General features: G+C 73.4%; 15 protein-coding genes. 3 read left to right on the top strand and 12 right to left on the bottom strand.

What is annotated here, in order from left to right:
• Positions 1 to 491 precede the first annotated feature (491 nt).
• Positions 492 to 1,499 carry a stage II sporulation protein M gene (locus IEZ17_RS37235; protein ID WP_189308063.1) on the bottom strand — a complete coding sequence of 336 codons (1,008 nt, stop codon included), beginning with the start codon at positions 1,497 to 1,499 and terminating at the stop codon, positions 492 to 494.
• A gap of 163 nt (positions 1,500 to 1,662) precedes the next feature.
• Between IEZ17_RS37235 and IEZ17_RS37240 the strand changes: the two genes are divergently transcribed.
• The gene (locus tag IEZ17_RS37240; protein WP_189308064.1) at positions 1,663 to 2,709 is read left to right on the top strand and encodes an RDD family protein; all 1,047 of its coding nucleotides are present in this window, start codon (positions 1,663 to 1,665) and stop codon (positions 2,707 to 2,709) included.
• A 49-nt stretch (positions 2,710 to 2,758) separates the two neighbouring features.
• On the opposite strand, the gene IEZ17_RS37245 is transcribed toward IEZ17_RS37240, so the two are convergent.
• Together IEZ17_RS37245 and ahcY are read right to left on the bottom strand one after the other, a co-directional pair.
• Entirely contained in the window at positions 2,759 to 3,373 is a 615-nt protein-coding gene (locus IEZ17_RS37245) for a hypothetical protein (RefSeq protein ID WP_189308065.1), read from the bottom strand.
• Positions 3,374 to 3,542: 169 nt separating this feature from the next.
• Positions 3,543 to 5,000, bottom strand: a complete 1,458-nt coding sequence (gene ahcY / locus IEZ17_RS37250) for an adenosylhomocysteinase (RefSeq protein WP_189308066.1) — start codon at positions 4,998 to 5,000, stop codon at positions 3,543 to 3,545.
• Positions 5,001 to 5,511: 511 nt separating this feature from the next.
• Here ahcY and IEZ17_RS37255 point away from each other — a divergent pair.
• Positions 5,512 to 7,698 carry a fructose-specific PTS transporter subunit EIIC gene (locus tag IEZ17_RS37255; RefSeq protein WP_189308090.1) on the top strand — a complete coding sequence of 729 codons (2,187 nt, stop codon included), beginning with the start codon at positions 5,512 to 5,514 and terminating at the stop codon, positions 7,696 to 7,698.
• 223 nt (positions 7,699 to 7,921) lie between these two features.
• On the opposite strand, the gene IEZ17_RS37260 is transcribed toward IEZ17_RS37255, so the two are convergent.
• From IEZ17_RS37260 to IEZ17_RS37285, 6 genes are all read right to left on the bottom strand, one after another.
• The gene (locus IEZ17_RS37260; protein ID WP_189308067.1) at positions 7,922 to 8,839 is read right to left on the bottom strand and encodes a cation diffusion facilitator family transporter; all 918 of its coding nucleotides are present in this window, start codon (positions 8,837 to 8,839) and stop codon (positions 7,922 to 7,924) included.
• 116 nt (positions 8,840 to 8,955) lie between these two features.
• Positions 8,956 to 10,161, bottom strand: a complete 1,206-nt coding sequence (gene manA / locus IEZ17_RS37265) for a mannose-6-phosphate isomerase, class I (RefSeq protein WP_189308068.1) — start codon at positions 10,159 to 10,161, stop codon at positions 8,956 to 8,958.
• A 76-nt stretch (positions 10,162 to 10,237) separates the two neighbouring features.
• Positions 10,238 to 11,374, bottom strand: coding sequence for an SIS domain-containing protein (locus tag IEZ17_RS37270; RefSeq protein WP_189308069.1), 1,137 nt, complete (start codon positions 11,372 to 11,374; stop codon positions 10,238 to 10,240).
• A gap of 76 nt (positions 11,375 to 11,450) precedes the next feature.
• On the bottom strand, positions 11,451 to 11,630 hold the full coding sequence (locus tag IEZ17_RS37275; RefSeq protein ID WP_189308070.1) for a Trm112 family protein: 180 nt from the start codon (positions 11,628 to 11,630) through the stop codon (positions 11,451 to 11,453).
• Between the two features lie 142 nt (positions 11,631 to 11,772).
• Entirely contained in the window at positions 11,773 to 13,131 is a 1,359-nt protein-coding gene (locus IEZ17_RS37280) for a phosphomannomutase/phosphoglucomutase (protein WP_189308071.1), read from the bottom strand.
• A gap of 132 nt (positions 13,132 to 13,263) precedes the next feature.
• Positions 13,264 to 13,722, bottom strand: coding sequence for a DUF3499 domain-containing protein (locus IEZ17_RS37285; protein WP_189308072.1), 459 nt, complete (start codon positions 13,720 to 13,722; stop codon positions 13,264 to 13,266).
• Positions 13,723 to 13,980: 258 nt separating this feature from the next.
• On the opposite strand from IEZ17_RS37285, the gene IEZ17_RS37290 reads away from it, so the two are divergent.
• The gene (locus tag IEZ17_RS37290; protein WP_189308073.1) at positions 13,981 to 14,439 is read left to right on the top strand and encodes a metallopeptidase family protein; all 459 of its coding nucleotides are present in this window, start codon (positions 13,981 to 13,983) and stop codon (positions 14,437 to 14,439) included.
• 41 nt (positions 14,440 to 14,480) lie between these two features.
• On the opposite strand, the gene IEZ17_RS37295 is transcribed toward IEZ17_RS37290, so the two are convergent.
• The 3 genes from IEZ17_RS37295 to IEZ17_RS37305 all read right to left on the bottom strand — a co-directional run bounded on the left by IEZ17_RS37295 (position 14,481) and on the right by IEZ17_RS37305 (position 20,510).
• Positions 14,481 to 16,076 carry a DUF5719 family protein gene (locus IEZ17_RS37295; RefSeq protein WP_189308074.1) on the bottom strand — a complete coding sequence of 532 codons (1,596 nt, stop codon included), beginning with the start codon at positions 16,074 to 16,076 and terminating at the stop codon, positions 14,481 to 14,483.
• The gene (locus IEZ17_RS37300) at positions 16,073 to 19,927 is read right to left on the bottom strand and encodes a glycosyltransferase family 2 protein (protein WP_189308075.1); all 3,855 of its coding nucleotides are present in this window, start codon (positions 19,925 to 19,927) and stop codon (positions 16,073 to 16,075) included. The genes IEZ17_RS37295 and IEZ17_RS37300 overlap by 4 nt, the downstream gene beginning before the upstream one ends.
• A 319-nt stretch (positions 19,928 to 20,246) precedes the next feature.
• Positions 20,247 to 20,510 carry a WhiB family transcriptional regulator gene (locus tag IEZ17_RS37305; protein WP_003983763.1) on the bottom strand — a complete coding sequence of 88 codons (264 nt, stop codon included), beginning with the start codon at positions 20,508 to 20,510 and terminating at the stop codon, positions 20,247 to 20,249.
• Positions 20,511 to 20,726: the final 216 nt, after the last annotated feature.

Raw genomic sequence — 20,726 nt, forward strand, 5'->3', positions numbered from 1 at the left:
GGCGCTTCCCTTCGGTCTTGCGTTTCCGACTCTATCAGATCCTCGCGGCTCCGATTTTCGCCGGTGCGATCCGGCCTTTCGGCTTTCTCGCGTTTCCAACCTTACCAGATCCGTTTCCGTCTCCGGCCCCCTGTTGGAGCGGGGTCGACCGCTTCGCTTTCGCTTTTCGGCCTTTCCGACTTTAGCAGATCTTCTTTCTCGCCGATTCCGGCTTGAATTCCGTTCTGATTGCCCGTCGGGGGGCTTGCCTTTCGGCTTTTCCGACTTTATCAGAAAGCGCTCGGCCGAATAAATCGACCGGAAGCTTCCGGTAAGTGGTCGGTTGCGCTCCGCCGATGTGAATGTGAGGCCGGAGCGGAGAAGAGACTAACCGTCGCGGTTGAACCTGTCCAGTTCGCTGCAACCGTTCGAATCTACCTCCCCCTGTCACCCGTGTCAATGGGTTTCTGGGGCGGAGAGGAGATTAGCAGGTCAGGTGGGGTCCGCGCACATCAGGCGGCGGTGGGGAGGGGTGCATCGCGGTCGGTCTGGGTGATGTCGCCGGTCTCGCCGGCTCGTCCGGCGCGGCCACCCAGGACGTAGACGTAGGTGAGGAATGCCAGTTCGGCGAGGACGCCGATGCCGATGCGGGTCCAGGTGGGGAGGCCGGAGGGGGTGACGAAGCCTTCGATGGCGCCGGAGACGAAAAGGACGGCGGCCAGGCCGAGGGCGACGCCGAGGGCGGTGCGGCCCTCTTCGGCCAGGGCGGTGCGGCGGGTGCGCGGGCCCGGGTCGATGACGGTCCAGCCCAGGCGGAGGCCGATTCCGGCGGCGACGAAGACGGCGGTCAGTTCAAGGAGGCCGTGCGGGAGGATCAGGCCGAGGAAGGTGTCGAGGCGGCCCGCGGAGGACATCAGCCCCAGTCCCGCGCCCAGGTTGAGCATGTTCTGGAAGAGGACCCAGAGGACGGGGATGCCGAGGAAGGCGCCGAGGACCAGGCAGAGGGCGACGGCCTGGGCGTTGTTCGTCCATACCTGGGCGGCGAAGGCCGCGGCGGGGTGGCTGGAGTAGTACGTCTCGTACTCGCCGCCGGGGCGGGTCATGTCGCGGAGGTCCTGAGGGGCGCCGAGGGCGGCCTGGACTTCCGGGTGGGCGGCTATCCACCAGCCGAGGAGGGCGGCGACGGTGACGGAGAGGACCGCCGTGGGGATCCACCAGTGGCGCAGGCGGTAGACGGCGGCAGGGAAGGACGTGGTGAAGAAGCGGGCGACGTCGCGCCAGGAAGATCTGCGGGCGCCGGTGACCTTGCTGCGGGCGCGGGCCACGAGGGAGGTGAGGCGGCCGGTCACCGCGGGGTCGGGGGCGCTGGAAAGGAGGAGGGAGAGGTGCGTGGTGGTGCGCTGGTAGAGGGCGACCAGTTCGTCGGCCTCGGTGCCGGTGAGGCGGCGTCTGCTGCTCAGCAGGGTTTCCAGGCGGTCCCATTCGGCGCCGTGGGCCGTAACGAAGACGTCCAGGTCCATCCGTCGCTCCTCGTAGCGCTGTGGGTGGGTGCCGGGTCAGCTTGGCAGACTGGCGGGGCGCGGGGCCGGGGCCCTCATGGGGTGCGCGGCGCCGGGGGTGTACCGGCGCGACGGGGGAACGCGGGGTGGACGCGGGGTAGAGGGGACGAGAGGGAGTGGGCGTGTGAGTCAGCTCGTTACGGGTGAAGCGGTGGTGCTGGGGCTGCGGCCGGCCAGGCTGGCGAGTCGGGGGCTGGCGGTGGTGGTCGATCTGGCCGTGGCCTGGGGGACGTACATCGCGGTGACGATGCTGATGGTGAGCGCGACGGCCTCGATGGACGGTGCGGTGGTGGCGGCCGTGACGGTGGCGACCTTCCTGCTGGTGCAGGTGGGGATTCCGATCGTGGTCGAGACGCTGAGCCACGGGCGGTCGCTGGGGAAGCTGATCTGCGGGCTGCGGGTGGTGCGGGAGGACGGCGGGCCGATCCGGTTCCGGCATGCGCTGGTGCGGGGGGCGATGGGGGCCGTCGAGATCGTGATGACGATGGGGGTCGTGGCCTCTGTTGCGTCGCTGGTGTCGGCGCGGGGACGCCGGCTGGGCGATGTGTTCGCGGGAACGCTGGTCATACGGGAGCGGGTGCCGGAGGCGGAGGTCGGCGGGGTGCTGCTGCCGGCGTCGCCTCCGTGGCTGGCGGGAGAGCTCGGGGCGCTGGATCTGTCGCGGGTGCCGGACGGGTGGTGGCTGGCGGTGCGGCAGTACCTGACGCGGCTGGGGGAACTGGATCCGCAGGCGGGCGCGGCGATGGCGGGGCGGCTGGCGGAGGACCTGCGGGGGTTCACGGGGGTGGCGGCGCCGGCGGAGGTGGATCCGGCGGTGTATCTGGCCGCGGTGGTGACCGAGCGGCAGGGGCGGGAGTCCCGGCGGGCGTTCGGGGTGCCGGTGGGGACGGCGGCCCCGGGGACGGTTCCTCTTGAGGTGGCGCCCTTCGAGGCGTTGGGGACGGGTGTGGTGCCGTCGTCGGCGGGTGGGGAGGGGGTGTCCGAGGCCGGTGCGGGATGGGTGGCGCCCGGGGGTGCGGGCCGGCCGGTGGGCGCTGCGGAGCAGGTGGGCGCTGCGGAGCAGGTGGGCGCTGCGGAGCAGGTGGGTGCGGGTGAGGTGGGGCGTACGGGGGCCGGTCGCGGACCGGAGGGCGGGCAGGCGCCTCGTACAGGGTTTGCGCCGCCGGTGTGAGCCGTGGCCCGTATCGGCGGTGCCGCGGGTGCCGGCGGTGGCGGTGGGGTCAGTTGAAGGCCGACGGGGGTGAGTCGAGCGATTCGAGTTCGATGCCGGGGGCGGAGAGGACGACGTCGCCGGTGATGTGGACGGGGTGCTGCTCGCCGGTTTCGAGGTCGGTGACCTGGTATTCGTCGGCGACGAGGGGGGCGTTGTCAGTGGCGTGTGGTGTGCTTTTGACCAGGGCCCAGGACTGGTCGAGGGTGCGGGGGGCGAGGACGGGGGGTGTGAAGGCGACGAGGCGGGCGCGGGTGGCGCCGGCGCCGAGGGCGGGGCGCAGCAGGCGGGCGGTGGCGATGAGGAAGGCGGGGGATGCGCCGCTGAAGGCGTGGGCGGGGACGTTGCCTTCGGTGGCGTGTTCGCCGGTGGGGTCGGTGCGTACCCAGGTGACGCCGTCGAGGGCGGCGCCGCGGACCTGCCAGGCGCCACGCGTGAGTTCGAGGCGGAGGGGGCGGCCGAGTGCGTCGAGGGTGAGGTCGACGGAGCCGGTGTGGTCGCCGGCGGGGTTGACGATCTGCGAGACGTAGCGCCAGCCGGAGGGGCCGGTGGCGCAGTGGAAGTGTTCTTCGCCGAGGGGGGTGTGGTCGTGCGGGTCGTGCAGGGAGTAGTGGCCGCGGGGCATGGGGGTGGGGTCTTTCTGAGGGGCGGGCCCGGTGGTGGGCCGGGGTCGGCGCGGGGGTTTTCGGGGGTTCTACGGGCCAGGCCCCCGCCGGGAGGGCGAGGGCCTGGGACCAGCGGTTGCCGGTGGTGCCGCACCGCCGGCCCGGGTGGGCCGGCGGTGCGGCGGCGGCTCAGTAGCGGTAGTGGTCGGGCTTGTAGGGGCCTTCGACCTCGACGCCGATGTAGGCGGCCTGCTCCGGGCGCAGGGTGGTGAGCTTGACGCCCAGTGCGTCCAGGTGGAGGCGGGCGACCTTCTCGTCGAGGTGCTTGGGGAGCACGTAGACGTCGGTGGGGTACTCCTCGGGCTTGGTGAACAGCTCGATCTGGGCCAGCGTCTGGTCCGCGAAGGAGTTGGACATCACGAAGGACGGGTGGCCGGTGGCGTTGCCCAGGTTGAGCAGGCGGCCCTCGGACAGCACGATCAGGACCTTGCCGTCGGGGTGGGTCCAGGTGTGGACCTGCGGCTTGACCTCGTCCTTGACGATGCCGGGGAGCTTGGCGAGGCCGGCCATGTCGATCTCGTTGTCGAAGTGGCCGATGTTGCCGACGATCGCCTGGTGCTTCATCCGCGCCATGTCGGAGGCGAGGATGATGTCCTTGTTGCCGGTGGTGGTGACGAAGATGTCGGCGGTCTCGACGACCTCGTCGAGGGTGGTGACCTGGTAGCCGTCCATCGCGGCCTGGAGGGCGCAGATGGGGTCGATCTCGGTGATGATCACGCGGGCGCCCTGGCCGCGGAGGGACTCCGCGCAGCCCTTGCCGACGTCGCCGTAGCCGCAGATGACGGCGGTCTTGCCGCCGATGAGGACGTCGGTGGCGCGGTTGATGCCGTCGACGAGGGAGTGCCGGCAGCCGTACTTGTTGTCGAACTTCGACTTGGTCACGGCGTCGTTCACGTTGATCGCCGGGAAGAGCAGGTCGCCGTCGCGGTGCATCTCGTAGAGGCGGTGGACGCCGGTGGTGGTCTCCTCGGTCACGCCGCGGATCTCGGAGGCGAGCTTGGTCCACTTCTGCGGGGCCTCGGCGAGGGTGCGGGTGAGCAGCTCCAGGATGGCGCGGTGCTCGTCGCTCTCGGCGGTCTCGATCCCGGGGACCTTGCCGGCCTTCTCGTACTCGACGCCCTTGTGGACGAGGAGGGTGGCGTCACCGCCGTCGTCGAGGATCATGTTCGGGCCGCCGGTGGGCGAGTTCGGCCAGGTCAGCGCCTGCTCCGTGCACCACCAGTACTCCTCCAGGGTCTCGCCCTTCCAGGCGAAGACCGGGACGCCCTGGGGCTTTTCGGGGGTGCCGTGGGGGCCGACGGCGATGGCCGCGGCGGCGTGGTCCTGGGTGGAGAAGATGTTGCAGGAGGCCCAGCGGACCTCGGCGCCGAGCGCCACGAGGGTCTCGATCAGGACGGCGGTCTGCACGGTCATGTGCAGCGAGCCGGTGACCCGGGCGCCGGCGAGCGGCTGGGCCGCGGCGTACTCCTTGCGGATCGCCATCAGGCCGGGCATCTCGTGCTCGGCGAGGGTGATCTCCTTGCGGCCGAAGGCGGCGAGGGAGAGGTCGGCGACCTTGAAGTCCTGGCCGGTGGCTGCTGTCGTCATACGGGCTGCTCCTCGGAGGTCGAGGTTGTTCGGGCAATTCGGGCAGTCTGCGGCGCGGGCCGGGGTCCCCCGGTCGTAGCCGGAGGAGCTGTCGTGCGCGTGGAGGCGGACACACCCCTCCCCTGGCCGCAGCGCAGTCCGTCGGAGGCCCTCTCTCCCTCGGTCGGTCCGGATGGCGGACCGCCCGACCGCCATCAGCAGCGACGTCTGACACTGGTCACGAATCTACACCGATCGGGTCGGCGGCCCCAGCCCGGTTCGGCTTGTTCTGTTTGGTCCGGGCGGTCGCGGGGCGGCATGGCGGGCCGGGCGGGAGGCGGGGACGCGGGGTGCTGCGCGGGTTGGTCGGAGCGCTGCGCGGGGGCCGCTGGGTGGTGGAGGATGCGGGGAGCGCGCGGACGGGTGCACGGGTCGCGCGCACGTTCGCGATGAGGAGAACCACGTGACCACCAGTCCAGCTGGTCCCCGCAACGGCGCGGGGAAGGGCGGGCGGGGGCTGAAGCTGCTCGCAGTGACGGCCTGCCCGACCGGTATCGCCCATACGTACATGGCCGCGGAGAAGCTGGCGCAGGCCGCGGAGTCCCTGGGGCATGAGATCAAGGTGGAGACCCAGGGCTCGATCGGGGCCGAGAACGTTCTGTCTGACAACGATGTCAGAGAGGCGGACGGGATCATCGTCGCGGCGGACAAGGACGTCGATCTGGAGCGGTTCGCCGGCAAGCGGGTGCTGGCGGTGGGGGTCGCCGAGGGGATCCGCCACCCCGAGCAGCTGATCGAGCGGGTGCGGAGCGCGCCGGTGCACGAGGGCGGGTCGCGGGCTTCCCGTTCCGGTGCGGCGTCCGTGGGCGGGGCGGCCGGGGCGGCCGGCGGCCGGGAGCGCAGCGTCGCGTACAAGGCGCTGATGAACGGGGTCAGTTACATGATCCCGTTCGTGGTGGTCGGCGGGCTGCTGATCGCCGTCTCGCTGGCGCTGGGCGGGCACCCGCGGCCGGACGGCGGGCTGGTCATCCCGGACGGGTCGTTCTGGAAGCACGTGAACGACATCGGTGTCATCGGGTTCACGCTGATGGTGCCGATCCTGTCCGGGTACATCGCGTATGCGGTGGGCGACCGGCCGGCGCTGGTGCCGGGCATGATCGGCGGCTGGATCGCCAACACCGGGGCGCTGTACGGCTCCAAGGCGGGCGCGGGGTTCATCGGGGCGATCGTCACCGGGTTCCTGGCCGGCTTCCTGGTGCTGTGGATCAAGAAGGTCAGGGTCCCGAAGTTCGTCCAGCCGATCATGCCGATCATCGTGATCCCGATCGCGGCGACGACGGCGCTCGGGCTGTTCTTCATCTACGTGATCGGCCGGCCCATCTCGTGGGTGTTCACGCATCTCACCGGCTGGCTCGGCGGGATGACCGGGTCCAGCGCGATTCTGCTCGGGGCGGTGCTCGGGCTGATGATCGCGTTCGACATGGGCGGGCCGGTCAACAAGACGGCGTTCCTGTTCGGGGCGGGCCTGATCGCGACCGGCAACCAGAGTGTGATGGGGATGTGCGCCGCGGCGATTCCGGTCATGCCGCTGGGGCAGGGGCTGGCGACGCTGATACGGCGGCGGCTGTACTCCCAGCAGGAGCGGGAGACCGGTATGGCGGCGCTGTTCATGGGGCTGTTCGGGATCTCGGAGGGTGCGATTCCGTTCGCCGCGGCACGGCCCGCGCAGGTCATCCCGGCGAACATGCTCGGCGGTGCGGTGGCCGGCGCCGTCGCGGGGCTGGCCGGGGCGACGGACGCGGTGCCGCACGGCGGGCCGATCGTGGCCGTGTTGGGCGCGGTGGGCGGGGTGCCGTCGTTCTTCGTCGCGGTCGTGGCCGGGTCGGTGGTGACGGCGCTGGTGACGGTGGCGCTGGTGGACGCCTCGGAGCGCCGGAAGGGCCGGGCGGTCGTACCGGTCCTCGCGGGGGCGGCGATATCGGTGGCGGAGCCGGTGGGTGCCGCGGTCGGGGCCGGGGCGGCTGCCGGGCCCGCGGCCCGTACGGCGGTGCTCCCCTCCCCCGCGGAGAGCGGAGAGAGCGGAGAGAGCGGAGAGCATTCCGCGGACACCGCGAACACCGCGAACACCGCGAACACCGAGCAGGACGAGAACGACGGGAGCGCCGAGGGTGCGGCGTCCCCCGCGGAGGGCGGCCGGGATGCGGGGCCCGGACACCGGGACGGCGAGGATGGCCAGGACGGCCACGACGTGGAGGGGACCCCCGAGGTGCTGTCCGGGTATCTCACGGGGCGGACCGTGCGGACCCGGCTCGCCGCCAGGGAGAAGGAGGCGGCGATCCGGGAGATGGCCGAACTGGCCGCGCGCGGCGGCTCGGTGAGCGATGTGGCGGAGCTGGTGCGGGTGGCGCTGGCGCGGGAGGCGCAGGGCACCACCGGGCTCGGTGAGGAGATCGCCGTTCCGCATGCGAAGACGGATGCGGTGACCGCGCCGGTGGTGGCCTTCGCGCGGTCCGCGGACGGCATCGACTGGGGTTCCCTGGACGGCTCGCTCGCGCGGCTGGTCTTCCTGATCGCGGTGCCGCGGGCGGCGGCCGGGGACGAGCATCTGCGCATTCTGGCGCTGCTGTCGCGGAAGTTGACGGACGCGGACTTCCGTGCGCGGTTGCAGGGTGCGGCGGACGGGCCGGAGGTGCTGCGGGTGCTGGCGGAGATCCGGTAGCGGATACGGCGATGGCCCCGCCACAAAGCGGGGCCATCGCCGTATCCCGACGCGGTAGATGTCGGGCTCCAGTTGGCATCCCCCAGGGCCGATGCCCTGGGTCGCCCGTTACGAGCACGGGCTGGTCAGGGCTTCGCAGACCGCCCAACGGCGAAGTCTCCACGTCCTGCGACCGCATACCCTGCGGCCGATCCGCTTGGTTGTCGCGAATGCCGAGAAGCTGTCAGGCAGACGGCCGGAAGATGTCGGGTTCCAGATAGATCACCCGGGCGATCGGTACCGCCTCCCGGACGCGGGCCTCGGCCGCGTCGATGGCGTCGGCGATCTCGGTGGCGGTGTCGTCGTGCCGGACGGCGATCTTGGCGGCGACGAGGAGTTCCTCGGGGCCGAGGTGGAGGGTGCGCATGTGGATGACGCGGGTGACGACGTCGCCGTCGACGAGCGCGGCGCGGATACTGGCGACCTGGTCGGGTCCGGCCGCCTCGCCGAGCAGCAGGGACTTGGTCTCGGCGGCGAGGACCAGGGCGATCAGGACGAGCAGCGTGCCGATGCACATGGTGCCGATGCCGTCCCAGACGCTGTCGCCGGTGGCGAGGGTGAGGCCGACGCCGCACAGGGCGAGGACCAGACCGATCAGCGCGCCGAAGTCCTCCAGCAGGACGACGGGGAGTTCGGGGGCCTTGGCGCGGCGGATGAACTGGGCCCAGCTCTGCTGCCCGCGCAGTGCGTTGGACTCCTTGATCGCGGTGCGGAAGGAGAAGCCCTCGGCGATGACGGCGAAGATCAGGACGCCGACCGGCCAGTACCAGTTGTCCAGGGGGTGCGGGTGCTGGATCTTCTCGTAGCCCTCGTAGAGTGCGAAGACGCCGCCGATGGTGAACAGGACGATGGAGACCAGGAAGCCGTAGATGTAGCGCTCGCGGCCGTAGCCGAAGGGGTGTTCGGCGGTGGCGGCGCGCTGGGCCTTCTTGCCGCCGAGCAGCAGCAGGCCCTGGTTGCCGGAGTCCGCGAGCGAGTGCACGCCTTCGGCCAGCATCGAGGACGAGCCGCTGAAGGCGAAGGCCACGAACTTGGCTGCGGCGATCGCCAGGTTGGCGCCCAGCGCCGCAACGATCGCCTTGGTACCGCCTGATGCGCTCATAGGTGCCGCATATCCCTTCCATGGACCGGGCTTTACCGCCCCTTTAATGCCGTGCGGCGGTCATTGTTGCAGCCCGGTCCGCGGGAGGTGCCGGGAGGCCGCGGCGCGGACCGGCGTCAGGCGACGACGGTGGCGCGGAAGAGGGTGCCGTCGCCGGAGAGGGTGAGCTGTTCGCCGGCGGGGACGAAGACCGACTCGCCGGGGGCCAGGGCCCGTTCCTCGCCGGCCGCGGTGCCGTGGTCGCGCAGGCGGACCGTGCCGGCCGTGCAGAGCAGGATCTGGGGTGTGCGGGAGGCGAGCGGGCGGGGGGCGGCGCCGGGGGCCAGGACGAAGCGGGAGAGCCGGAATTCGTCGATGGGGGTGTCGTAGACCTCCTCGCCGTCGATGTCCTCGGGGCGCAGCACGCCGGCGTCGCGGGGCTCGAAGCGGACCACGCGCAGGAGTTCGGGGACGTCGACGTGCTTGGTGGTGAGGCCGCAGCGGAGCACGTTGTCGGAGGTGGCCATCAGCTCGACGCCGAGGCCGCCGAGGTAGGCGTGCGGGATGCCGGCGCCGAGGAACAGGGCCTCGCCGGGCCGGAGTTGGACGTGGTTGAGGAGCATGGCGGCGAGCACGCCGGGGTCGCCGGGGAAGTGGTGGGCGAGGGCGGCGTAGGCGGCGTACGCGGTGGCGTGCGGTCCGTCCTCGGTGGCGGCGCGGCCGGCGGCGGTGGCGGCGCGTTCGACGGACTCGGCGATCGCGGTGCGGTCGGCGCTGAGGACGGCGGTCAGCACCTCGCGCAGCGCGGACTCCTCGGGGCCGGCGCGGAGGATGTCGACGTACGGCTTGAGGTCGTCGACGCCGAGGCCCTCCATGAGGTCCGCGGCCTCGGCCGGGTGCCGGAAGCCGCACAGGCCGTCGAAGGGGGTGAGGGCGCAGATCAGCTCGGGCTTGTGGTTGGCGTCCTTGTAGTTGCGGTGCGGGGCGTCGAGCGGGACGCCGCGCCGCTCCTCCTCGGTGAAGCCCTCCTTGGCCTGGGTGAGGTCGGGGTGGACCTGGAGGGAGAGCGGTGTGCCGGCGGCGAGCACCTTGAGGAGGAACGGCAGGCGGGGGCCGAAGGCGTGGGCGGCGGGTGTGCCCAGTTCCGCCTCGGGGGCGGCGGCGATCACCTCGGCCAGGGAGACCGGGCCGGTGCCGCGGTCGATGCGGGAGGGGGCGCCGGGGTGGGCGCCGAGCCACATCTCGGCCTGCGGTTGGCCGGTCGGCGCCACGCCGAGGAGCTCCGGGATGGCGGTGGTGGAGCCCCAGGCGTAGGGGCGCACGGTATTGGCGAGGCGGTCCATGGGAGGGGTGCTTTCTGCGGTTGCGGACGGGGGCCGGCGGGGCTGCCCGGTGCGGCGGGCGGCCTCGGGGCCATGGTCACTCGGTGCCGGCGAGCGCCAGGTAAACGGCGGCGAAATCCGCGATGGCGAGGAGCTCGGCGGCCTTCTCCAGATCGCTGCCGGTGCCCGGTTCCAGTTCGCTGAGGGCGGTGTCGCGCTCGTCGGCGAGCTGCTGGGCGGCACGGGTGGCGGACAGCGGGCCGGGGGCGCTCTCGCGCAGCAGGACGATCCGGGCGTGCAGCGCGGGGGACTGTTCGACGCGGTCGCGGAAGAAGTCGTCCGGGTCGGCGCCGGCGGCGAGCGCGCCGGCCAGCAGCGTGCGGTGGGTGGTGAGCGCCTCGGGGAGTTCGGCGGCGAGCGCGGGGCGGCCGGCGAGTCCGGCGAGTTCGGTGGCGAAGTGCCGCCCGACGGCGTGCGCGATCAGGCCCTCGGTCCAGATCAGCGGGAGCGCGTCGGCGAGGTCGGCGGCCAGGGTCTTGCCGGGGTTGGTGTACGTGGGGATGGCCGGGCCGCAGCGTTCGGCGAGCTGGTCGAGGCGGTCGGCGAGCTGGCCGAGGGCGTCCGGCGGGGCGCTGAGCAGGCCGATCCGGTCGGCGAGCGCGAGCAGCGGGATCAGGATCGACCAGAGGGTGCCGGGGGCGGCGGGCGGGGCGCCCTCGACGTCGAACTCGGCGTCGTAGGAAGTGGTGGCCAGCGGGACGGCGAGGCCGCGGGCCTGGATGACGGCGTCGGCGAGCGGGCCGCCGGCCGGGGTGACGGCGACGACGGCGCAGCCGCGGCGGTACGCCTGCTCGACCAGTTCGGCCAGCCCGGGGTCGGCGGCGTCCGGGCCGGCGATCAGCAGCAGGTCCAGGGGGCCGGCCCAGCCGGGCAGGGTCCAGCGCAGGGCGCCGGGCAGCGGGGCGACGCCGGTGGGCTGGATGAGGCTGACCGGGCAGCTGCCGCCGCTGAGGGCGCGCAGCAGGTCGGCGACGCCGCCGGCGGCCGGGCCGGGGCCGGCGACCAGGACGGAGCGCGGCCGGCCGTCGGGGGTCAGGTCGGCGATGCCGGATTCGGTGGCGCTGCGGGCGGCGGTGCGGACCCGGGCGCCGGATTCTGCGACGCCGCGCAGCAGGCCGAAGCGGTCGGCGCCGGCCAGCGCCTCGGGAGCGTCAAGGAGTGACTCGTCGAGCATGGTGGGCGCGGCCTCCGATCGCCGGGTCGGGCGGGGGGTTGCCGGGCGGTACCGGGGCGGGCCCGGTGGCGCCCGGTCAGGCGTGGCGGGCCTCGTCGACGAGGAGCACGGGGATGCCGTCCCGGACGGGGTAGGCGAGGCCACAGTCGGCCGAGGTGCAGATCAGCTCGGCCGGCTCGTCCGCCGTGCGGTCCTCCAGCGGGGCGTGGCAGGCCGGGCAGGCGAGGATCTGGATCAGACTGGCTTCGACCGGCATGGTGGCTGCTCCTTCGGCGTGGTGACGGCGTGGCCAGCCTACCGCCGGAGTGGGAGGGCCGCCGCAGAACCAGCCTGCCCGGAGGGGAACCTCCGAGGTGGGAGGGCCGGTGCCGGGCGGCCCTCCCACCTCGGGTGCGGCCTCAGCCGCGGATGATCGCCAGTGCGTCGTCGCGGACCCGGGCGACGGTGGCCGCGTCCCGGGCCTCGACGTTGAGCCGGAGCAGCGGCTCGGTGTTCGAGGGGCGCACGTTGAACCACCAGTCGGGGGCGGTGACGGTGAGCCCGTCCAGGTCGTCGAGGGTGATGCCGTCGCGGCTTTCGTAGGCGGCCTTGATCGCGGCGAGCCGGCCGGCCTGGTCGTCGACGGTGCTGTTGATCTCGCCGGAGGCGGCGTAGCGGTCGTAGCGGTCGACGAGCTGCGACAGCGGGCCGGGCTGTCCGCCGAGGGCGGCGAGGACGTGCAGCGCGGCGAGCATGCCGGTGTCGGCGTTCCAGAACTCGCGGAAGTAGTAGTGCGCGGAGTGCTCGCCGCCGAAGATCGCGCCGGTCCGGGCCATCTCCTGCTTGATGAAGGAGTGGCCGACGCGGGTGCGGACCGGGGTGCCGCCGTGCTCCTTGACGACCTCGGGGACGGACCAGGAGGTGATGCAGTTGTGGATGACCGTTCCGCCGGGGTGCTTGGCGAGTTCGCGGGCGGCGACCAGGGCGGTGATGGCGGACGGGGAGACCGGGTCGCCGTTCTCGTCGACGACGAAGCAGCGGTCGGCGTCGCCGTCGAAGGCCAGGCCGAGGTCGGCGCCGACCTCGCGCACCCGCGCCTGGAGGTCCACGATGTTCTTCGGGTCGAGCGGGTTGGCCTCGTGGTGGGGGAACGAGCCGTCCAACTCGAAGTACAGGGCGTCCAGTTCGAGCGGCAGTCCCTCGAAGACGGTGGGGACGGTGTGGCCGCCCATGCCGTTGCCGGCGTCGACGACGACCTTCAGGGGGCGGATGCCGGTCAGGTCGACCAGGGAGCGCAGGTGGGCCGCGTAGTCCTTCAGGACGTCGCGGCGGGTGACGGTGCCGGGGGCGGCGGCCGGTTCGGGGGCGCCCTCGGCGGTCCAGCGCTCGACGAGGGCGCGGATGTCGGCGAGGCCGGTGTCCTGGCCGACCGGGGCGGCGCCGGCCCGGCACATCTTGATGCCGTTGTACTGGGCGGGGTTGTGCGAGGCGGTGAACATCGCGCCGGGCAGGCCGAGTGCGCCGCTGGCGTAGTACAGCTCGTCGGTGGAGCAGAGGCCGATCTCCGTGACGTCCGCGCCGCGGGCCGCCGCGCCGCGCCCGAAGGCGTGCGACAGGCCGGGGGAGGAGGGCCGCATGTCGTGCCCGATGACGATCGCGTCGGCGCCGGTGACCTCGACGAAGGCCGCGCCGAAGAGTTCGGCCAGCGTCTCGTCCCACTGGTCGGGGACCACACCGCGCACGTCGTACGCCTTCACGATCTGCGACAGATCAGTCACAGCCAGCCCTCCTGGAGTCTCTGCGGAGCCCCAAACCTACCCGTACGTCCTGCGCGGGGGCCGTGAACCGGCCGGGTACGGCAGCGGACGGCACCGAGGCATCTGCCGTCCGGAAGGTGTCCTGCGAAGGCGTCAGGAGTCGGGGGAGCGCAGTACCCGGAGATGGCCGCGGCGGGCGACCTCCATCGGCCGGCCGTCGCGGCCGGGGCCCATGGTCTCGGGGCCGCCGCCGGCGCCCGCGGCGCGCTCCTGCTCCTGGGGGCGGGCGGCCTCGCGGACGGCGTTGGCCAGCGCTTCGAGGTCGTCGCCGCTGGGGCGGGCGGGTCCGGAGTCGATGGCGAGGCGGACGACCTCCCAGCCTCGCGGGGCGGTCAGCCGCTCGGAGTGCTCGGCGCACAGGTCGTAGCAGTGGGGCTCGGCGTAGGTGGCGAGCGGCCCGAGCACGGCGGTCGAATCCGCGTAGACGTACGTCAGCGTTGCGACGGCGGGGCGGCCGCACGCAGTGCGCGAACAGCGACGTACAGGGCTCACGACGTTGGACGGTACCGCACTCTTGAGCGGGCCGCGACGACTCTCCCCCGGCTCACCCAACCGTGTCGTCCCGGTTCGTCCGATGCGTCTGACCTGCACCCGCTCGGCAGGACCTGCCCGGGGTGGGCCGGGTCGGGCCGCGCGGCGGGCCGATTCCCGTCACCGGTCGGCACATTTCATGTCATTCCGCGCGGGCTGTGCGATCCGATGCGGGGCGGTAAACGAAGCGATCCGGGGCCGGAGCGATCACCCGGCGACAAGTGGCCAGTTGTCGCACACTGCCGTGCGGGCCGCCCCGCGACGGCTACGCTCGATCTGATGGACAGCCCCGTACCACCCCGCCCGACGGAGCCACGGCCGCGCCGCCGCGACCGCCACGGCCGCGGCATGCGCGGACCGATCGCCCCGCCGCAGGTGCCGCTGTCGGTGACCCGTGCCGACGCGTTCACGGATCTCGTCTACGACTCCCGGGACCGCCTGGAGCGACGCTGGCCGCAGCTGTCGCAGGTCGACTTCCTGGTCCTGGAGGTGCCGGGTTTCGGTCCGGACGGCGGGCCGGATTCGGGCGCGGGCGAGGAGGCCGTACCGCTCGGCCGGGTGCTGCCGGCGGCCGGCGCATATCGCGACCGGATCGTGATCTACCGCAGGCCGGTGGAGATCCGCACGAAGAGCCGCGACGAGCGCGCGCTGCTGGTGCACGAGGTCGTCGTCGAGCAGGTCGCCGAACTCCTCGGGCTGGCGCCGGAATCGGTGGACCCGCGCTACGGGCAGGAGTGATCCCGTAGCGCGGGCCGGTGCTCACGTCGTCGGCCCGGTGCTCACTTCGTCAGCAGGGACAGGTCCTGGCCCGCGGTCGGCACCACGACCGAGCCGCGGTCGTCCGGCAGCGGCTGGATGGTGAAGGCGGGCACCTGGCCCTGCGGCAGCGCCAGCATCCGGGAGGCGTAGACCGGGCCACTGCCCTGCTGCGGCTCGACGGTCAGCGCGTAGGAGCCCTTGAGGCCCTGCGGCTGCGGCGGCTGGACGGCGAGGGTGGTGCCGCCCTTGACCGTGTACGTCTTGGAGACCGGGGTGCCGCCGCCGGTGCCGGCCGACGCGGTGACCTTGACCTTGGCGTCCTTGCCCTTCTCCGGCGCGACCAGCGACAGGGTGCTGCCCTTGGCGCGGTTGTCGGCGACCGAGCCGCGGGCCTCGATCGCCCGGGTCGCCGGGATGAAGGCCATCTCCTGGTTGTCGCCCTTGCCGCGGGTGACCTGGAGCGCCGCCGCGACCGGGGCCGCGGAGCCGCTGTCGGAGGGCGTGAGGACCAGCGAGCCGGCCTCGCCCTTGGTGACGTCCTTGAGGTCGACGGAAGCGGTCATCCCGCTCTTGACGTGCAGGGTGTCCACGCCGGCCGGGGTGATCAGGCCGGTGGGGGTGGCCAGTTGGACCTTCAGGTCGGCGTCCGAGTCGCCGGGGGCGACGGCCACCAGCTGGACGTCGGTGGCGTCGGCCGGGATGCCGGGGAGCACGGCGGTGGCGGCCGGGTCGGCGGCGGGCGGCAGCCAGTCGCTGCCGCCCTTGGCGTCGTTCGCCTGCACGGCGGCGCCGACCCGGCCGGCGCGGGCGGTGACATGCAGCGCGGCGTTGGCCGTCGGGGTGCCGGTGAGGGTCGACAGCAGCACCGGGACGGTGGTGTGCGGCGGCACCGTGATGTCCTCGCCGCCGGCGCTCGCCAACGGCCCGTCCTTGCCGCGCATTTCGAGGTCGACGACGGCCGGGGTCGGGTCGGGGTTGGTGAGGTGGACGTAGTCGGTGCGGCCGGAGTCGGTGCTCACGCCGGGGAACCAGAACTGGGTGTCCGGGGCGGTGCAGCTCAGCCCGAGGAGGCCGCGGCCGGTACCGGCGGAGACGGTGGTGGTCTGCTGGACGGTCCAGCCGGGCGCCAGCGCGCCGTCCGCGGAGCCCGCCAGGGCGGGGGCGTCGGCGCTGTCGGTGGTCGCGGTGACCGGCTTGCCGGCCTCCTGGAGGGGCACCACGGGCTTGGTGTCGGGCGGCGGCACGACCTGTCCGCTGCCGGAGTCCGTGGTACTGCCCTTCTTGGCGTCCTTGCCCTTCCCGGCGTTCTTGCCGCCCTTGCCGGCGGGGTTGCCGCTGCTGTCGGCGACGGTGCCGGTGGGCTGGAGCTGGGCGGTGCCCTTCTTGGCGTCCGCGCCGGCCCCTGCGCCGGGGGGCGCGAAGGCGGTGTAGGCGGTCTCGGCGACCTCCGAGGAGGTGGGGGCCGGGCAGAGCAGCGCGGAGCGCTGGACGGGCAGCCGGGTGCCGCTCTGCGGCGCCGCGCCCGCCCCGCCGCCGGGGGCCGCGACGGCGGCGACGCCGGTGGCGGCGGCCAGCGCGGCGGCCACGCCGAACAGGGACATCGTGGTGCGCTTCACTGCTGGTCGCTCCCGTCACGGTGCGGCTCGGGGTAGGAGTCGGAGTACCCGGAGTAGCCGGTGCCGTCGTCGTAGGGCTGCTGGTGCTGCTGCGGCTGCTGTGCCGGAGGCTGGGTGGGGTCGCCGTAGGGCTGCTGCGCGCCGTAGCCGTACGGGTCGTAGCCGCCCGCCTGGTAGGGGTCCACCGGGTAGCCGCCGGCCTGGTACGGGTCGGCCGGTGCGTAGGGCTGCGCGCCGTACTGGCCGGCCTGGTACGGGTCGGCGACCGGGGCGTACTGCTGCTGGTCCGCGAGCTGTCCGGGGTCGGCGGGCGGAGCCTGCTGGGCGGCGGCCTGCCAGTCCTCGTAGGACTGCTGCTGGGGGACGGCGGCGTAGGGGTCGGCGGGCTGCGCGGCGTCCGGGTCGGGGGCCGGGGCGGCCATCGGGTCGGCGGGGACCTCCTCGCCCGTCCCGGCGTCCGGGAACGCCGCCTCGTCCGCCGCCGCTGCCGCACCCGCACCCACTGCCGCGCCCGCCGCGGCGGCGCCCGCCGCCTCGGCCTGGGCCCGCAGCCGGCGGGCCCGGCGGCCCTCGCCGGTGGCCGGCGCCGCTGCCGCGGCGACCGCGGCGGCGTCCTCGGGCAGGTCGTCGTCGATCTCCCGGCGGCGGCCCGGCAGCGCCATCACCACGAGGACGAGGGCGAGCAGCCCCTGGGCCCACAGCCAGAGGGTGTGGCCGAGCGGGTTGTCGTGGGTGAGGTCGAGCCGGCCGCCGCCCGACGGGAGCTGGAAGCCCTGGGCCCAGCCGTCGACGGTGACGGGCTTGAGGGCGGTGCCGTTGAGGCTGGCGTGCCAGCCGTCGTCGGCGGCGTCCGCGATGCGCAGGATCCGGCCGGCGGAGCCTTCGGGCACCTTCGTGGTGTGCGCGGCGACCGGCCCGGCCGGTACGGGCACCGGTGCCACGGCGTCGCCGGTGGCGGTGCCCTCCTTGGTCTCGCCCGGCACGATCGAGACCCGGGAGACCCGGCGGTCGAGCCGCCACAGGGCGCTGCCGTCGTCCTGGCTGAGCCGGGTCAGGCCCGGGGTCGCGTCCAGGACGCGGCCGATCTCGCGCGGAGCGCCCTTGCGGACCAGGACGTAGCGGACCGCGTAGCCGCCGAGCTGGTCGGTCTGGTCGGCGCCGGAGCCGGCCACGAGGTGGGCGACGATGCTGTCGAGCCGCTGGTCGGCGCCGGCCCGGTCGGCCAGGTCGGCGTCCCCGAGCTGGGCGCCGGAGCCGCGGACCAGCGAGTAGGCGACATGGCCCGGGGTGCCGTTCAGGACGAGGGTGCGGGCGCGGTCGAAGGTGCTGGACTCCTCGGCGACGAACGCCGGGACCTGCGTGGGGTCGCGTCGCTGGAGCGGGCCGGCGGCGCCGGTGATCATCCAGCTGGCCGCGGCGTAGAGGGGGGCGATGGCGGAGGCCAGCGCGATCAGGACGGCCACCGGCTGCTTCCAGCCGAAGCCGAGCGCGGCCATCCGGGTCCGGATGCCCTCGGCGCCGACCGCCGCCGCGCACAGCAGCGCCAGCCCGTAGACCAGCATCGCGGGCCCGGTCCAGCCGGTGGCGTTGCCGAGCGCCGCGAGCAGCAGCGCGGTCAGCGCCACCACCCAGGAGGTGCGGATCGCGGTCTGCCGGTCGCCGCGCAGCGTGGCCGCGAGCGCGGCCAGCACGACGCCGACGAGCAGCAGCCCGCCGACGGCCTTGGGGCCGCCGGGGCTGATCCCGACGAGGTCGAGCACCGTGGCGCTGCCCGCGCCGTAGTCGAGTCCGGCCTCCTGGAAGAACCGCGACGGCTGGGCGAACAGCGACAGCGACCAGGGGGCCAGCACCACCAGCGGGGCGACGGCCACGGCCAGGAAGCGCAGCACGTACGCCGGCAGCAGCGCGCGGTTGCCGTCCAGGCAGCGCCGGACGAGCAGCCCGATGCCGAGCAGCACCGCGATCGGCCAGACGATCGGGGTGAAGGCCATCGTGAAGGTGACCAGCAGCGCGTAGGCCCAGGCGGCGCGCCAGCCGGGGCGGGTCCCGGTGGCCAGCCGCAGCCCGCTCGCGGCGACGGCGGCGCGCGCCATCAGGGGCAGCAGGATGGCGAGGACGGCGGTGCCCAGCCGGCCGCCGGCGAGCGCGCCGGTGGCGGCGGGCAGGAAGGCGTACGCGATGCTGCCCCAGGCCCGCAGCAGCCGGGAGGCGACCAGCGGGCGGGAGGCGAAGTACGCGGTCAGGCCGGCCAGCGGTACCGAGCAGACCAGCAGCAGGGTCAGGGTGAAACCGGTGCTGCCGAAGAAGAGCGTGGAGACCACGGCGAGCACGGCCAGGTACGGCGGCGCGGCGGCGGTGTCGCCGACGCCGACCGGGTGCCAGCTGTCGACGTACGAGGACCACAGGGCGCCGAGGCTCCCGGGCGCCGGCAGCAGCGCGCCGCCGGTCAGCGAGCCGGTGCCGAGCAGTCCGCGGCAGGCGATCAGGGAGACGACCAGCAGGACGAGGAAGAGCACCGGCGCGGGCCGGCGGGCGATCCGCTTGAGCCGGGCGAACTGCTCGATCTCCAGGTAGTCGGCGTCGTCGCCGCCGGGCCCGGACTCCACGGCGCCGTGCCGGCCGGCCGAGGCCACGTCGGGGGCGGCGCGCCCGGCGAGGTTGCCCGCGACCTGTTCGACGGTGGCGCGTACGGTCGCCCCGGGCGGCGGGAACAGTGCCCGCAGCTCCTTGGCGTCCACCGCAGGACGGCCGCGGCGCTTGCGCGCGGCGAGGATCTTGCCGGGCCGCAGCAGGGTCCCGAAGAGCCCGGCGAGTTCGTCCAGCGCCTGGCCGGGGACCTTGCCGACGAGGTAGGCGATGACCCGCAGGAAGGTGCCGAGCAGCAGCCGCACCAGGGTGTACGGGAGCAGTGCGCCGCGGGTGTTGGTGAGCAGCGTGTAGACCGCGCCGGCCTTGTCGACGCGGTGCGGGTTGGCGACATGGCGGCCGACGCAGTCGATGGGGCGGCGCTCGCGGGCGGCGGCCTCGGCATGCCGCAGGATGGCGTCCGGCGCGACGAGGACCTGGTGGCCGGCGGCCTGGGCGCGCCAGCACAGGTCGACGTCGTCGCGCATCAGCGGCAGCCGGCGGTCGAAGCCGCCCAGCTGCTCGTAGACGTCGCGGCGGATGAGCATGCCGGCGGTGGAGACGGACAGCACGGGCCGGATCTGGTCGTGCTGCCCCTGGTCCTGTTCGCGGCGGTCCAGGCCGGTCCAGCGCCGGCCGCTGCGCGCGATGCTGACGCCGGCTTCGAGCAGCTGCCGGCGGTCGTACCAGCTGCGCAGCTTGGGGCCGACGACGACGGTGGAGGGGCTGGCGTCGGCGACCCGCAGCAGCTCGGCGAGCGCATCCGGCTCGGGCGCGCAGTCATCGTGCAGCAGCCACAGCCACTGGACCGGCTCCCCGTGCGGGAGCTCCGGCATGTCGTACGCCTCGTCGCGCCAGGTGCGGCTGACCGGATCCCAGCCGCTGGGGCGCCGCAGATACGGGAGGTCGTCGGGGCCGAGGACGGGGGCGGTGCGGACGGCTTCGTCGACGGCGGTGCCGAAGCCGGAGCGCCGGGCGAGGTGCAGGACGCGTTCGTCGCCGATGGCCTCGGTGAGCAGGCGGGCGGAGTTGTCCGCGCTGCCGGTGTCGGCGCCGATGACGTTCTGCACCGGGCGCTCCTGGCCCAGCAGCCCGGCGAGCGCGTCGGGCAGCCAGCGTTCACCGTCATGGGAGACGATCACGGCGGTGACGACGTGCCGGGGGAACTCTGGAGTGGCGACTTCATGAGAGGCGGCCTGGGCCGCCGGCTGGCTGTGCACGGACATCGAGGTACGGGCCCTCCGGACCCGGGAGTCCGGGGCCCGCGACGAAGTCGCTCAAGGCCCCCGCCCCCGGAAGACACTGCGACGGACTACGAGGGACACGCGCACCCCGCGCCGGGGGCGTTGGCGTGTCTCGGACGGGCCCCCACACTAATGCTTCGCGCCGCAGCGCCGACCGGCTCCGTACACAGCAGACCGCCTCCGGCGAGCAGAGCGCTGGAGGCGGTGGGTTCGGTATAGGGGGATATGGGGAGTTGGGGTGGCGCGGCGGTGTGGTCGGCACGGCCGCGTACTGCCGGTCGGGCGGGCTGGCCTGTCATGGTCAGACGGCGGCCTTCTTGAGCCGACGCCGCTCGCGTTCGGACAGACCGCCCCAGATACCGAAGCGCTCGTCGTTGGCGAGGGCGTACTCCAGGCACTCGGACCGGACTTCACAGGCGAGGCAGACCTTCTTGGCCTCGCGGGTGGAGCCACCCTTCTCCGGGAAGAAGGACTCGGGGTCGGTCTGGGCGCACAGTGCGCGCTCCTGCCAGCCGAGCTCCTCGTCCGCCTCCTCGACCAGCAATTCCTGGAACAGCTCGGTCATGTGCGCCCCTCGTCTGTCTTTACGTCCCCGTGATCAAGCCGTGATCGATTTCGGCTGAACGACACGAGTGAAATTACAAGTGTGCTGATCCGGGCCAGTCAAGCCGAGATCTGCTATTGGGCCTCTTATTCACTCTGCGGAACCAAGCGTATGCGGAAAGTGTTCAAATCATCCAAAAACAGGACACTTCCCCGGGCGTACCACCCACGGATTCCT

Source organism: Streptomyces albospinus (assembly GCF_014648695.1).
Classification (GTDB): domain Bacteria; phylum Actinomycetota; class Actinomycetes; order Streptomycetales; family Streptomycetaceae; genus Streptomyces; species Streptomyces albospinus.